The sequence below is a fragment of the Pseudomonas anguilliseptica genome, assembly GCF_021375795.1.
Classification (GTDB): Bacteria; Pseudomonadota; Gammaproteobacteria; order Pseudomonadales; family Pseudomonadaceae; genus Aquipseudomonas; species Aquipseudomonas anguilliseptica_A.
Genome location: NZ_JAEIOI010000012.1, coordinates 1 through 13,728 on the forward strand (window position 1 = coordinate 1; position 13,728 = coordinate 13,728).

General features: G+C 56.6%; 13 protein-coding genes and 1 tRNA gene. 11 read left to right on the forward strand and 3 right to left on the reverse strand.

The genetic code is table 11. From position 1 onward, the window contains the following. Positions 1 to 16 precede the first annotated feature (16 nt). The 4 genes from IOD17_RS19125 to IOD17_RS19140 all read left to right on the forward strand — a co-directional run bounded on the left by IOD17_RS19125 (position 17) and on the right by IOD17_RS19140 (position 4,828). Positions 17 to 93 (forward strand) — tRNA-Met (locus IOD17_RS19125). Between the two features lie 168 nt (positions 94 to 261). Beyond that, positions 262 to 2,910: a bifunctional lysylphosphatidylglycerol flippase/synthetase MprF gene (mprF, locus tag IOD17_RS19130; protein ID WP_233686604.1), complete on the forward strand. Its 2,649-nt coding sequence runs from the start codon at positions 262 to 264 to the stop codon at positions 2,908 to 2,910. A 7-nt stretch (positions 2,911 to 2,917) separates the two neighbouring features. Continuing rightward, the gene (locus tag IOD17_RS19135) at positions 2,918 to 4,195 is read left to right on the forward strand and encodes a virulence factor family protein (protein WP_233686605.1); all 1,278 of its coding nucleotides are present in this window, start codon (positions 2,918 to 2,920) and stop codon (positions 4,193 to 4,195) included. Between the two features lie 84 nt (positions 4,196 to 4,279). Beyond that, on the forward strand, positions 4,280 to 4,828 hold the full coding sequence (locus IOD17_RS19140) for a cytochrome b (protein ID WP_233686606.1): 549 nt from the start codon (positions 4,280 to 4,282) through the stop codon (positions 4,826 to 4,828). 97 nt (positions 4,829 to 4,925) lie between these two features. Here the strand turns inward: IOD17_RS19140 and IOD17_RS19145 are convergent, their stop codons facing one another. Beyond that, positions 4,926 to 6,827 (reverse strand): potassium transporter Kup, encoded by a 1,902-nt coding sequence (locus IOD17_RS19145; protein WP_233686607.1) that lies wholly within the window; start codon positions 6,825 to 6,827, stop codon positions 4,926 to 4,928. Between the two features lie 218 nt (positions 6,828 to 7,045). Between IOD17_RS19145 and rimO the strand changes: the two genes are divergently transcribed. Continuing rightward, positions 7,046 to 8,368, forward strand: coding sequence for a 30S ribosomal protein S12 methylthiotransferase RimO (gene rimO / locus IOD17_RS19150; RefSeq protein ID WP_233686608.1), 1,323 nt, complete (start codon positions 7,046 to 7,048; stop codon positions 8,366 to 8,368). A 94-nt stretch (positions 8,369 to 8,462) separates the two neighbouring features. Here rimO and IOD17_RS19155 read toward each other — a convergent pair whose 3' ends face one another. Continuing rightward, positions 8,463 to 9,431: an integron integrase gene (locus IOD17_RS19155; protein ID WP_233686609.1), complete on the reverse strand. Its 969-nt coding sequence runs from the start codon at positions 9,429 to 9,431 to the stop codon at positions 8,463 to 8,465. A 144-nt stretch (positions 9,432 to 9,575) separates the two neighbouring features. Between IOD17_RS19155 and IOD17_RS19160 the strand changes: the two genes are divergently transcribed. The 6 genes from IOD17_RS19160 to IOD17_RS19185 all read left to right on the forward strand — a co-directional run bounded on the left by IOD17_RS19160 (position 9,576) and on the right by IOD17_RS19185 (position 13,508). Continuing rightward, the gene (locus tag IOD17_RS19160) at positions 9,576 to 10,010 is read left to right on the forward strand and encodes a DUF6678 family protein (protein WP_233686610.1); all 435 of its coding nucleotides are present in this window, start codon (positions 9,576 to 9,578) and stop codon (positions 10,008 to 10,010) included. A gap of 81 nt (positions 10,011 to 10,091) precedes the next feature. Then, positions 10,092 to 10,538, forward strand: a complete 447-nt coding sequence (locus IOD17_RS19165; protein WP_233686611.1) for a hypothetical protein — start codon at positions 10,092 to 10,094, stop codon at positions 10,536 to 10,538. 77 nt (positions 10,539 to 10,615) lie between these two features. Continuing rightward, positions 10,616 to 11,008, forward strand: a complete 393-nt coding sequence (locus tag IOD17_RS19170; RefSeq protein ID WP_233686612.1) for a hypothetical protein — start codon at positions 10,616 to 10,618, stop codon at positions 11,006 to 11,008. A 92-nt stretch (positions 11,009 to 11,100) separates the two neighbouring features. Then, the gene (locus IOD17_RS19175; RefSeq protein WP_233686613.1) at positions 11,101 to 11,586 is read left to right on the forward strand and encodes an energy transducer TonB family protein; all 486 of its coding nucleotides are present in this window, start codon (positions 11,101 to 11,103) and stop codon (positions 11,584 to 11,586) included. Positions 11,587 to 12,338: 752 nt separating this feature from the next. Further along, on the forward strand, positions 12,339 to 12,851 hold the full coding sequence (locus tag IOD17_RS19180; RefSeq protein WP_233686614.1) for a hypothetical protein: 513 nt from the start codon (positions 12,339 to 12,341) through the stop codon (positions 12,849 to 12,851). Positions 12,852 to 12,941: 90 nt separating this feature from the next. Next, positions 12,942 to 13,508 carry a hypothetical protein gene (locus IOD17_RS19185; protein WP_233686615.1) on the forward strand — a complete coding sequence of 189 codons (567 nt, stop codon included), beginning with the start codon at positions 12,942 to 12,944 and terminating at the stop codon, positions 13,506 to 13,508. Positions 13,509 to 13,618: 110 nt separating this feature from the next. Here the strand turns inward: IOD17_RS19185 and IOD17_RS19190 are convergent. Further along, positions 13,619 to 13,728 (reverse strand): IS3 family transposase (locus tag IOD17_RS19190; RefSeq protein WP_233686616.1); only part of this gene is annotated, 110 nt, incomplete at its 5' end.

Here is a 13,728-nt window from a genome sequence, read left to right on the forward strand (position 1 = left end):
TGTATAGAATGGCCGGCGCGGGATGGAGCAGTCTGGTAGCTCGTCGGGCTCATAACCCGAAGGTCGTTGGTTCAAATCCAGCTCCCGCAACCAGATACTCAAAAAGGCCACTCAAACGAGTGGCCTTTTTGTTTATGGGCACTTTATCGCCCAGGTGCCCAGGTGGGTTATCCAACCGTTGTGAGAAATATTGTTTTCTTCAGGGCTTGGAAGTTGCTCACACCGCCCACATGCTGCGGTGCAAATAGCATGAGGTGCTCGATGCGCGCCACACCCGACTCCACCGGCAATACCACTCCCGACGACACCCAAACGGACGACAATCGCCAGCTACGCTGGCTCGAACGATTGAGCGCCTATCGCCAGCCCATCGGCCTGCTCTTTACCCTGCTGCTGTTCAGCGCCGGTCTGTTTGCCTGCTGGCATCTGCTTCACGAGCTGGACCCTGACGCGCTGCGCAGTGCCATCGGCGAGGTTCCCGCAAGCAGCCTGCTGGCGGCCGTCGGGGCAACTGCCATTGGGTTCCTCGCCCTCGCTGGCTATGAGTGGTCCGGCTGTCGCCTGGCGGGTGTTCAATTGCCTATCGGACGCATGTTGCTAGGGAATTTCTGCGCGTCGGCCATCGGTAATGCGATTGGTTTTTCCATGCTCACCGGCGGCTCGGTCCGCTACCGCCTGTATGCCCGCGACAATCTTGGTGCAGGCGATATTGCCCGCATCACGCTGTTTGCCAGCCTGGCCCTGGGTTGCGCGCTACCACCACTGGCTGCCCTGGCCGCACTGATCAACCTTGAGGCGGCCTCCCTGGCGCTACACCTGCCCCCCTTGCAGGTCCAGGTTATCGCCAGCAGCGTGTTGCTGTTTACCCTGGGGTTAATTGTCGTACTGGCGCAACGACGTGAAACCCAGGCCCCCACGCCGGGCTGCGTGACCATTCGCCTGGGCGCACGCCGCCTGCGTCTGCCGGGTTTGCGCCTGAGCGGCCTGCAATTGCTGATCACCCTGGTTGATGTGTGTGCCGCTGCCAGCGTGCTGTACCTGCTGCTGCCGGAAGCACCGCCGTTGGCAACCTTTCTGCTGGTCTACCTGCTGGCTCTGGCCGCTGGTGTGCTCAGCCATGTTCCAGGCGGCGTCGGGGTATTCGAGGCGGTGCTGCTGGCTGCGTTCGCCGGGCAACTGGGCGCGGCGCCACTGGCGGCCGCCCTGCTGCTTTACCGCCTGATCTACGTGGGCCTGCCGCTGTTGATCGCCTGCATTCTGCTGCTGGCCAATGAAGCCCGCCGCTTTCTACCGGCAGGCCGGCAGGCGGTGCAGAGTGCTTCGGGGCTCGCCGCACCGGTGCTGTCACTGCTGGTGTTTCTTTCCGGGGTGGTGCTGCTATTTTCCGGAGCGACACCGGCCATTGATACCCGCCTGGAATACCTCAGCTTTCTGATTCCTCACCGCCTGATCGACGCCTCTCACCTGGCCGCCAGCCTGATCGGGGTTCTCTGCCTGCTGCTGGCTCATGGCTTGCGACGCCGACTGTCTGCCGCCTGGGCGCTGACAGTTGGTTTACTGGCCTGCGCGGCCGTGCTGTCGATACTCAAGGGGTTCGACTGGGAAGAAGCTAGCCTGCTGCTGCTCACTGCGGCCTTGCTGGCGCTATTTCGCGGCGCCTTCTATCGCCCAAGCCGCCTGCTGGAGATGCCCTTCTCCCCGGTCAATCTGGTGGCCAACATCTGCGTGCTGAGCGCAGCACTGTGGCTGATGCTGTTCGCCTATCAGAATGTGCCCTACAGCCACGACCTGCTCTGGCAGTTTGCAGTGGACGCCGATGCACCGCGAACCCTGCGCGCCACCCTGGGCAGCGGCTTGCTGCTCGCCGCCCTGGCTCTGCTCTGGCTGCTGCGACCAACGCCGATGGTGATCCACGCACCGACAGCTGCAGAACTGAGCACGGCAGCGCGCATCGTCAAAACATCGGAGCAGCCGGATGGCGGCCTGGTGCTGACCGGTGACAAGGCCCTGCTGTTCAACCCCAGAGGCGATGCCTTTCTGATGTTCGCCCGCCAGGGACGTAGCCTGATTGCCCTGTTCGACCCGATTGGGGCCGCCAGTTGCCGGGCTGAGCTGATCTGGCAGTTCCGCGACCTCTGTGACCTGTACCACGTACGCCCGGTGTTTTATCAGGTGCGCGCCGAGAACCTGCCCTATTACATGGACATTGGTTTGAGCGCCATCAAGCTTGGCGAAGAGGCGCGCGTTGACCTGCCGCGCTTCGATCTGGATGGCAAAGGCAAGGCCATGAAAGACCTGCGCTACACCCTAAGCCGTGGGCAGCGCGACGGCCTGAGCCTGGAAATATTCGCTGCCGGACAAGCCCCCATGGCCGCACTGCAAGCTATTTCCGAGGCCTGGATGCAGGGTAAACAGGTGCGTGAAAAGAGCTTTTCCCTGGGCCGCTTCGACCCCGACTACCTCAAGCACTTCCGCATTGCCGTGGTTTCGCTGGCCGGCCAGCCACTGGCCTTTGCCAACCTGCTGGAAACCGACAGCCAGGAATTGGCCAGCCTCGACCTGATGCGCGTGCACCCCGAAGCACCAAAGCTGACCATGGAGTTCCTCATGCTCAACCTGCTATTGCACTTCAAGGCCAGCGGCCACCAGCGTTTCAGCCTGGGTATGGTGCCCCTGGCCGGCCTGCAACTGCGCCGCGGCGCGCCACTGACCCAGCGCCTGGGTTCGCTGGTCTTCCGCCGAGGTGAACAGTTCTACAATTTCCAGGGCTTGCGCCGCTTCAAGGACAAATTCCAGCCCGAATGGGAGCCGCGCTACATGGCCGTACCGCCGGGCCTTGATCCACTGGTGGCGCTGGCAGACACCGCAGCGCTGATCGCCGGCGGTTTTACCGGACTGATCAAACGCTGAGGCCCGCATGCTCAAACGTCTCTGGCAACGCTTACTGCTGGTGCTTGTCGTCCTCCTGGCGCTGTCGGCGATTGCCTGGCAGCTCTGGCAGCACCCTACGCAACAGGCACAGATTGAGCAGCGCCAACTGGCCGATGGCAGCTCGGCCAGCCTGGCAACCCCAGCCGGCACAGCCAAAGCCCAGGTACTGCTGCTGCTCGACCCCGGCCAACACTTGCAGGACGGTGAATTGCTGACCCTGGCCCAAGACAGCGGCGCACGCATCCTGCAACTGAGCCTGCCTAACAATGACTGCGATGCCCAACAACACCGCCTACAGGCTGCCACAGACGCACTGCAGCACACCCCTACACTGGTCGCTGGTATCGGCCCAAGTGCAGCATTCGCCTGGCGCTGGCTGGCTACACAGAACGATGACCACGCGCAGGCCCTGTCGGTGGGTTTCAGCCTGCAACAACCGGACTGCACCGCTCCACTGCCCGCGCGTGCGGCCCATGGCCGCTGGAGCGTGGCCTGGAACAACAACCCGGATGACCCCAGCGCAGGTTTCGCGCGGGCACAAACCAACGCACAAACCAGCATCAGCGACTACAGCACCCAACTCCCGGAGCTGCTCAAGCAACGCCTGCTGAGCCTGTTGCAGGGCCAGGGCGAACCGATGCCGGTGATTGAAGTAGCGGCCAGTCAGCCAGGTGATACCGTCACCCTGTTTTATTCCGGCGACGGCGGCTGGCGCGATCTCGACCGTGACGTGGCGGCGGAAATGGCCAAACGCGGCTACCCCGTGGTGGGCATCGATGCCCTGCGCTACTTCTGGCAGCACAAGAGCCCACAACAGGGCGCCGCCGATCTGGGCCAACTGATGCGGCAGTACCGCGAGAAATGGGGCGCCAAGCGCTTTGTTCTGGCCGGGTACTCCTTCGGCGCAGATGCACTGCCGGCGTTCTACAACCGGCTCACGGCAGACGAACAGCAGCAGGTAGACGCCATTCTGCTGCTGGCCCTGGCGCGCAGCGGCAGCTTCCAGATCGAGGTGCAGGGCTGGCTTGGCAAGACCGGGCAGGAAGCGGCCACCGGCCCGGAGCTGAGCCGACTACCGGCGAACAAGGTGCTCTGCGTCTATGGTCAGGAAGAAGGCCCGGAGAGCGGCTGCACCCAACCCGACGCCGTCGGCGAGGCGCTGAAGCTGCCCGGCGGCCATCACTACGACGAGAACTACCCGGCACTGGCTGACAAACTCTTGCAAGCAATCCAGCAACGCCAGGCCAATGGCCACAAAGATTGATCTGCCTTCATGCTCCGTTAAGTTTTTTTGACTAACCTACGCCACACAGCAGTACCTAAAAACGAGAAACAGCAAGGAACCGTGATGAACCAGAACCCTCTTCCCACGCGCTACGGAAAGCTCTCCATCGCCCTGCACTGGCTGATGCTGATATTGATCGCCGGTGTGTATGCCTGTATCGAACTCAAGGGCAACTTCCCCAAAGGCAGTGATACCCGCGAACTGCTCAAACAATGGCACTTCATGCTTGGCCTGGCAGTATTCGCTCTGGTCTGGCTGCGCCTGCTGGCTCGCAGCCTCAGCCCGACACCCGCCATCGTACCGGCCCTACCCGCCTGGCAGGCCATCCCGTCAAAACTAATGCACTTGGCGCTCTATGCACTGATGATCGGCGCGCCACTGGCGGGCTGGTTGATCCTCAGCGCGGCGGGCAAGCCAATCCCGTTCTTCGGCCTGGAACTGCCAGCGCTGGTCAACAAAGACCCTGACCTGGCGGGCACCATCAGGGAATGGCATGAGCTGGCAGGTAGCGCCGGCTACTGGCTGATCGGTTTGCATGCGGCGGCTGGCCTGCTGCACCACTTTGTAGTGCGCGACAACACCCTGACCCGCATTCTGCCTGGTCGCGGCTAAGGCCGATCACCTGTACCTGTGTGCCCAAAGGCACGCCGGTGCAGGTGCAGTGTCCACCAGTCAGTGCCTGAGCAACCGCCCAAGCACTGGGCCCACTTCAAATCTCCACCTGAGTACCCAGCTCAATCACCCGATTGAGTGGCAGCTTGAAAAACCGCAGATTGCTGTTGGCATTCTTCAACATGAAGGCGAACAGCGCCTCACGCCATCGCGCCATGCCGATCCGCCGGGTCGGGATCACCGTCTCACGGCTGAGAAAGTAGGTGGTGCGCATCGGGCTGAAATCCAGCTCACTGAGGTGGCAAAGCCTCAATGCCTCTGGCACATCAGGCTCATCCATAAAGCCAAAATGCAGCACCACGCGGAAGAAGCCCTCACCGAAGGCGTCCACTTCAAAGCGCCGCTCCGATGCAACTCGCGGGCTGTCTTCACTCACCACAGTCAACAGCACCACCTGCTCATGCAACACCTGGTTGTGCAGCAGGTTATGCAGCAGCGCATGGGGCACCGCCCCCGGCCGGGCCGTGAGAAACACCGCCGTACCCTGCACCCGATGCGGTGGTTGCACCCGAATGCTGTTGATAAACAGCGGCAGGCCCAAAGCCGTTTCATCCAGGCGCTCGACCAGAATCTGTCGCCCGCGCTTCCAGGTGGTCATCAACGTAAACAGCACGATACCCGCCAACACCGGAAAGGCCCCGCCCTGGAGAATTTTCGGCACGTTGGCGGCAAAGAACAGCGCATCGACCAGCAAAAAACCCAGCAGCACAGGGATCGCCAACAGCTTGGGAAGCTTCCACAGCAAGAGCATCACCGCCGACACCAACAAGGTGGTAATCAGCATGGTGCCCGTCACCGCCACGCCATAGGCCGAGGCCAGCGCGCCAGACGACTCGAAGCCCAAAACCAACAGCACCACGCCGAGCATCAAAGCCCAGTTCACCGCGCCGATATAAATCTGCCCCTGCTCATGGTCAGAGGTGTGCTGCACGAACATGCGCGGGATGTAACCCAGCTGGATGGCCTGATGGGTCAGCGAAAACGCCCCGGAAATCACCGCCTGCGAGGCGATTACCGTGGCCAGGGTGGCCAGCAACACCATTGGCAGCAACGCCCAGGCCGGGGCCAGCAGATAGAACGGATTGCGCGCCGCCTCGGGACTGCCGAGGATCAACGCACCCTGACCGAAGTAGTTGAGCAACAGGGCCGGCAACACCAGCAGAAACCAGGCCCGGGCGATCGGCTGCCGACCAAAATGGCCCATGTCGGCATACAGCGCTTCCGCCCCAGTCAGGGCCAGCACAACCGCGCCGAGAATGACCACGCCGATGCCTGGGTGCGAGATAAAGAAATTCACGCACCAGTAAGGGTTCAGCGCCTTGAGCACTTCCGGCTGCTGGACGATGCCGTATCCCCCCAAGGCACCCAATACGCTGAACCAGAGCACCATGATCGGCCCGAACAGCACGCCAATACGCGCCGTACCGTGCTTTTGAATCATGAACAGCGCCACCAGCACCACCAATGACAGCGGCACCACCCAGGGCTCCAGCCCCTCGAAGGCCAACTCCAGCCCTTCAACAGCGGACAGCACCGAAATCGCCGGCGTAATCATGCTGTCGCCATAGAACAGCGCCGCGCCAAACAAACCCAGCAACACCAGCAGCGCCTGCAACCGCGGGAATGGCCGTGCCGCGCGCTGCGCCAGTGCGGTCAGCGCCATGACCCCGCCCTCGCTCTGGTTATCCGCACGCAGGACAAACAGAATGTACTTAATCGACACCACCCAGATCAGCGACCAGAAAATCAGCGAGAGAATGCCCAGCACTCCGTCATGATTGGCCTGCACCCCGTACTGCCCGGCGAAAACCTCCTTGAGGGTATACAGCGGGCTGGTGCCGATATCGCCGTACACCACCCCCACGGCCGCGATCAGCAACTTGCCGGATGACTTCGGCTGCGCATGCTGCTCGGCTGTTTGCGTAACGCTTTCGCTCATCCAGATGCTCCATGACGTGACAATGCTGCGCTTCAATGCACCGAGCCCAGCGGCATACCAGCCACTCATCCAGCCGCGTGGCATTCCTACAGGCTAGCGGCTAAAAGTCCCTTCGTAGTGGTGGCAATGGCGCAAGTCTGCCGCTAGAATTGCGCACTTTTTGATCAGAGGCGCAGCAAGCGCCCAGCATCCATCCGTACACGCCTGAGGTTAACGCCATGTCCACCCCCGCCACGCCGAAAGTCGGCTTTGTCTCACTCGGCTGCCCCAAGGCCCTGGTGGACTCCGAGCGCATCCTCACCCAGTTGCGCATGGAAGGCTATGAGGTCGTACCGACCTATCAGGATGCCGACGTTGTTGTGGTCAATACCTGTGGCTTTATCGACAGCGCCAAAGCCGAATCCCTGGAAGTGATCGGTGAAGCAATCAAGGAAAACGGCAAGGTGATCGTCACCGGCTGCATGGGCGTGGAAGAAGGCAGCATCCGTGACGTGCACCCCAGCGTGCTCTCGGTGACCGGCCCACAGCAGTACGAGCAAGTGGTCAACGCCGTGCATGAAGTCGTGCCGCCGCGCCAGGATCACAACCCGCTGATCGACCTGGTACCGCCACAGGGCATCAAACTCACCCCGCGCCACTATGCCTACCTGAAGATTTCCGAAGGCTGCAACCACAGCTGCAGCTTCTGCATCATCCCGTCGATGCGCGGCAAACTGGTGAGCCGTCCGGTGGGTGAAGTGCTCAGCGAAGCCGAGCGCCTGGTCAAAGCCGGCGTCAAAGAGCTGCTGGTGATCAGCCAGGACACCAGCGCCTATGGCGTGGATATGAAGTACAAGACCGACTTCTGGAACGGCCAGCCGGTGAAAACCCGCATGACCGAACTCTGCGAAGCGCTCTCCAGCATGGGCGTATGGGTGCGCCTGCACTACGTCTACCCCTACCCGCACGTTGACGAACTGATCCCGCTGATGGCGGCAGGCAAGCTCTTGCCGTACCTGGATATTCCCTTCCAGCACGCCAGCCCGCGCGTACTCAAACTGATGAAGCGCCCAGCCTTCGAAGACAAAACTCTGGCGCGGATCAAAGCCTGGCGCGAGATCTGCCCGGAACTGACCATCCGCTCGACCTTTATCGTCGGCTTCCCCGGCGAAACCGAAGAAGACTTCCAGTACCTGCTCGACTGGCTGACTGAAGCGCAACTCGACCGCGTGGGCTGCTTCCAGTACTCGCCAGTAGAAGGCGCGCCCGCCAACCTGCTCGACAACCCGGTACCGGATGACGTCAAGCAGGATCGCTGGGACCGTTTCATGGCCCACCAGCAAGCCATCAGCACCGCCCGCCTGCAACTCAAGGTCGGTAAAGAAATGGACGTGCTGATTGATGAAGTCGACGACCAGGGCGCCGTCGCCCGCTGCTACGCCGATGCACCAGAGATCGACGGCAGCGTGTTTATCGCCAGCACAGAAGTCAATCCAGGCGACAAAGTCCGCGTACGTATCATCGACGCCGACGAATACGACATGTGGGCTGAGCTGATTTAAACGTCACGCAGCTGCACGTAAACCCCAAAAGCCCCGCTTCGTGCGGGGCTTTTGCTATCTGCTCAACACGCATTAACAGAGCGACCTTCCCGACCTAAACACGATCAAGCGGGCTAAGCACACCCAACGCGCCGCGATTGAGCACATGGGTATAAATTTGAGTCGTCTTTACATCCGCGTGGCCGAGCAACTCCTGCACGGTACGAATGTCCTGGCCAGCCTCGAGCAGATGAGTTGCAAACGAATGGCGAAAGGTGTGAGGCGTAGCAGGTTTAATCAAACCTGCGCGCCTTACCGCCTCGCGTACCGCGCGCTGAATGGTTTTCTCATGCACATGATGGCGAAAGATGCCTTGGGAACGCGGATCCTGCGAACGGTTACCTGACGGAAAGACAAACTGCCAGCCCCACTCCGCCGCCGCATTCGGGTACTTACGCGCCAACGCAAATGGCAGGTTGGCGCGACCAAAACCCTCCGCCAGATCCGTGCGATGCAAAACAGCGACTTTCTGAAGATGCTCCTGCAAGGGCAAGATCAAACGCTGTGGCAACATGGTCACCCGATCCTTCTGTCCCTTGCCATCACGCACCAGCAATTCACCCCGAGCAAAATCGATATCCTTGACCCGCAAGCGCAAAGCCTCCAGCAAGCGCAGCCCGGCACCATAAAGCAGATTGGCCACCAGCCACTGCACACCCGACAACTCATCCAACACCCGCGCCACCTCATCACGGGTCAGCACAACGGGTAGATGCTTGGGCTTCTTGGCACGAACAATGTCATCCAGCCAAGGCAAGTTAACACCCAGAACCTGCTTATAAAGAAACAACAGCGCAGCCAGCGCCTGATTCTGCGTGGAGCCTGATACATTCCGGCCGACAGCCAAATGACTCAAAAACGCCTCAATCTCCGCAGCCCCCATTTCAGCGGGATGCCGATAACGATGAAAGCGTATATAACGCTTCACCCACTCGGCATAGACAGCCTCGGTACGAATCGAATAGTTTCTCAAACGAATCTGCTGGCGCACCTGCGCCAGCAATTTTGGCTTGCCGTCATCCATGTCGTGTTGCTCCCTGAGAAATGTCGCGTTTTCGCGATCTACTCCAAGCTAGACAAGGACTTGAAAAACGACAAGGAACATTATCCGACATTGACTCGGATGTTATGCGACAGCGATGTCGTCTAATTATAGTTAGGCAATGCAATGAATAATGCGCCGCTTGCCGATACCGGCACATCTGATGAAAAAGAAAAAATTCGAGCCATTGTTGCTAGAAAAGGATTGAGTGGCGCAGCAAATAATACCAAGTGGAACGAATTAATAAGTTTCATGAGGCAGCAGGATGAGTGGCGGCCTTCATACCGTTTCAAATGGGTAAATGGCCATATTTCAAGATGGGACACCGAATGGTGGTATCACCTACCGTTCCCCTTAATGGGCGTTGAGTGGTTCGATATCGGCCTACATCAAGAGCGACCAAGAGGCAGCCTCATCAAAAACGATGTAATTGACCACTCTCCATGGATTCTCCAAAAATTAAGAGAAATTGGTTTTGAATACGAAGTTTCAGGCGATGTGGTGCGGATTTTTGGCTACCTTCCCAGGTCGCTTGAAGACTTCCCGCCAAGCAATGCCTAACAAGTGGTTCAAACCGCTCGCTTCGCTCGCTGGGACGGACTAAAGCCCGCCCCTTAACCAAACGTTAGGCAAAGGAACAGCATGAACATCGTTGAAGGAGTCACGCTCGCTATAGCAGTGCTCGGTGCAGTGCTCGGCATTATGAACACTTGGCAAGCACTCGACAATTCAAGGGTAAAGCTAAGAGTAAGACCCAAACATGCTATACCTTTCGGCAGTGCGGATCCCCGCCTGACTTTCTGTATTGAAATCACCAATCTAAGTTCTTTTGCAGTCACTATTGCTGAGGCGGGTGTTTTCTATAAAAACACAGATAAAAGAGGTGCTTACGGGAACCCAGTACTTATCGACGGCCAACCTTGGCCAAGGCGTCTAGAACCGAGAAGCTCGGTAACCATATACGGACAACCACCATTTTCTAGCGATCCGCAGCAGTCTTTAAAGTGTGCATATGCTCGCACTGAATGTGGCGTAACACGTACGGGTACAAGTCCTGCATTTAAGCAGCTAGCAAAATCGCAGGCCTAACAAATGGTTCAAACCGTTCGCTTCGCTCACTGGGACCGGCTAAAGCCGGCCCCTTAACCAAACGTTAGATGCAGCTCATGACTAATGCACAGTGGCAAGAATTTCTAAAAACCGCGCGACGAATCCTTGGGCAAGGAGCGCCCGTCTCATGGGCAAGCAAATCTTGGTGTGCCTGGACTACGTTTCAAAGCTTGAGCTCAGACATAAATTACTGGAAAAGTGGTCTTCCAGATGAGCATGATATTTATGAGAGTTACACGGCCGACGGTGGAGTTTGGGGGCAACCGTTCCACTACGAGCAAATTGCCCACTTTATAATTCCTGCACAGTTCTATTGGGAAAAAATTGAAAACAAAGAATTTACCCATGGCCACAGACAACAAAATATAAGCGAACTATCGCAAGAATTAACCACACTTGGAATTCCTCACAGACTGACCGAGTTGATTCTAGAGATAAAGCTTTACTAGCGAGTGGCCACATCTAACTACTGGTTCAAGTCGTTCGCTTCGCTCACTCGGGACCGGCTAAAGCCGGCCCCTTAACCAAACGTTAGGCAAACATGAAAAAATTCGCCAGCTCAATATTTGCCTTGCTCGTATCACTGCCCACTTACAGCGCAGAGATAGACGAGCACCACAACATACAAATTGAAGAAATAGAAAGGGAAATTCAAAGTAATCAAGCCTTATACACCAGGCCTAAAATCGCCCACTCCGTACCGCAAACAGCTAAACACAAAGACCCCATCAATCTTTATGCAGAGGCATGCCTAGCCAAAATCTTAAAGCCTGACAACTTAGTAACCACAGGTAATGCTAAAAATGGAAGTGCGCTTGTAGTATTTTCGGTTAATCAAAACGGAAGAATTGAGGACGTCAGTTTTATCAAGTCATCCCAAAACAATGAAACAGACCAAGTCATTCGCCAAACCATACAGCGCACACCATCATGCGGAGAGTTTCCGGCACCACTAAAAAAGCAGGCCAATAAACTATCCATTCTTCGCGAATACCATTTTATAAAGGCAAATCCAAACCAACCTTGAGCCATTTGCCTAACAAATGGTTCAAGCCGTTCGCTTCGCTCACTCGGGACCGGCTAAAGCCGGCCCCTTAACCAAACGTTAGAGGCAAAGGCAAAATTGGTTGTTCGGCATCGTGCCAGGAAACACAATCACCGCATCGTCGCGGTGCTCCTGAATCGAATGGTCGCCGGACAGTAGAGGCCGTTATTTGTGGCTAGCAAAGGAGTTGCGTTCAGAAAATGTGCACATCACAAATAACCTTCCGGGCTACATCCGACACTCCGTGCGCTCCGCCGGTCAAGCTCGGTGCTGGCATCATTTCCAGCGTCCGGCCGGGCACTCTAACTAGTGGCTCAAGTCGTTCGCTTCGCTCACTGGGACCGGCTTAAGCCGGCCCCTTAGCCAAACGTTAGGCACTCGTGATGAGTCACCAGCAATCCGACAGCGTGCTAATTTCCCTCACAGCTGACGAGGCAATTATCCTATTTGAGTTTTTGCAACGATTCAGCAGCACGGATGAATTAACTATCGAAGACCAAGCGGAGCAACGAGCACTGTGGAACCTATGCTGTCTTTTTGAGAAGCACCTATCTGTTCCACTTGATGCTAACTACACCGATATTTTGCGTGCAGCGCAAGACAGACTCAGAGATGAGTGTTAGTCATGCCTAACAATACGCTCAACGTCGCTCACTTCGTTCGCCGGACGTCCAAAAGCTGCGCTTTTGGCCGCCCGTTAGCTTAACCGTTATGAATCACATGGATGATCTGCTGTGTTCAAGAGGACTCTAAAGCGAAAGAAACCCAATATTTACCTTGGTAAAATTATTGTCGTACCTCGCAGCAATTTGAGAAGAAATCTTGAAGACAATCTATATACAGGTGAGCGCCTTGAAGAGGCGCTGAATACTCATTTAAACATGATATTTGACATACCCCTAGCCAGCGAATGCATCACTCCAAATAAAACTGATTTAGCAATAGACGTCATCATCGAAAATTTCCAAGCTGGCAATTACCTCGAAATATATTCTGGTAACTTTAGCGCTCCTATAATCTGGCGCCCAAAGATAAAGATCGCTTCAAGGCTCTACAACATCAACACCGGCAAAACAAAGCACACTGCATTGGTTACTATCAAGTTACCTTGGAAAGAATATTTCTCACGTTTTTTCACATGGAGAGCATTTTTTGGGCTCCGACCAATGTTTGACGCGAATGACATGAAAATTCTTTTATCCCAAGCCTGTTTACAACTATTAAAAAAAACAATCCGCGCGGTATGATTCATAACAATAGGTTCAAACCGTTCGCTACGCTCACTGGGACGGGCTAAAGCCCGCCCCTTAACCAAACGTTAGGCAACACGGAAAATTATGCATCGCACTCTAATAAACCTAGCCGAAATACATTATGAGTTTGGCTTAATCGGCCACGACGAATATCGTGAGCGTATTCGTGTCGCGCTTTGGCTAGCTGACGCACATCCCGACAGTGAGCTTGATCCACGGACAGACTCCGGAGAAGAAATTCCGGAAAACGACGATTATGATTCTGAGCACAACGACAAGCGGGGGGCGGTGACAACCCGAACTGACAGTGGTCAACCCTCAAAAAATGATAATGACAACTGGATAGAGCTTATTTGTTTGGGAACTTGGGTGTTCACAAAAGCAGATCCTGACTCTTATCCATCTGTGCCACACGGCCACTATAAAAACCAAAATACCAAATGGCCAAAGCTCAACCCCTACACAGGAAGAGTTTTCAGCTCAAAGCACCAAGAAGACACAAGCCGACGATTATCCAAGAAGCAAATGAAGGAAATATGGAGCGATCCAAGCTTTAAGAGCTTCTGCAGGGAAATGATTGTTTGGTATCGAGAAGAGTTTCCTTACTATGAGTTCCCTGTTCACAGACCTTTACGGATGCCGAGGTGGTGAGTGCCTAACAACTGGTTCAAGTCGTTCGCTCCGCTCACTCGGGACCGGCTAAAGCCGGCCCCTTAACCAAACGTTAGGCGCTATACGAGGTATGAATAGGCCCCGGTTTTCTAGAGACCATCCTGCCTCAGAAAATAACGACGTTCGAACTCTATCGGTGACAGCTTCTCAGCGAAACCATGTCGTCGCTTGGGGTTGTAAAACATCTCGATGTAATCGA

Excerpts from the sequence above, each read along its gene's own strand:
- mprF (WP_233686604.1), top strand. The coding sequence starts at position 262 with ATGCGCGCCACACCCGACTCCACCGGCAATACCACTCCCGACGACACC.
- IOD17_RS19165 (WP_233686611.1), top strand. The coding sequence starts at position 10,092 with ATGAACATCGTTGAAGGAGTCACGCTCGCTATAGCAGTGCTCGGTGCA.
- IOD17_RS19185 (WP_233686615.1), top strand. The coding sequence starts at position 12,942 with ATGCATCGCACTCTAATAAACCTAGCCGAAATACATTATGAGTTTGGC.
- IOD17_RS19175 (WP_233686613.1), top strand. The coding sequence starts at position 11,101 with ATGAAAAAATTCGCCAGCTCAATATTTGCCTTGCTCGTATCACTGCCC.
- IOD17_RS19155 (WP_233686609.1), bottom strand. The coding sequence starts at position 9,431 with ATGGATGACGGCAAGCCAAAATTGCTGGCGCAGGTGCGCCAGCAGATT.
- IOD17_RS19160 (WP_233686610.1), top strand. The coding sequence starts at position 9,576 with ATGAATAATGCGCCGCTTGCCGATACCGGCACATCTGATGAAAAAGAA.
- IOD17_RS19135 (WP_233686605.1), top strand. The coding sequence starts at position 2,918 with ATGCTCAAACGTCTCTGGCAACGCTTACTGCTGGTGCTTGTCGTCCTC.
- IOD17_RS19170 (WP_233686612.1), top strand. The coding sequence starts at position 10,616 with ATGACTAATGCACAGTGGCAAGAATTTCTAAAAACCGCGCGACGAATC.
- rimO (WP_233686608.1), top strand. The coding sequence starts at position 7,046 with ATGTCCACCCCCGCCACGCCGAAAGTCGGCTTTGTCTCACTCGGCTGC.
- IOD17_RS19145 (WP_233686607.1), bottom strand. The coding sequence starts at position 6,827 with ATGAGCGAAAGCGTTACGCAAACAGCCGAGCAGCATGCGCAGCCGAAG.
- IOD17_RS19140 (WP_233686606.1), top strand. The coding sequence starts at position 4,280 with ATGAACCAGAACCCTCTTCCCACGCGCTACGGAAAGCTCTCCATCGCC.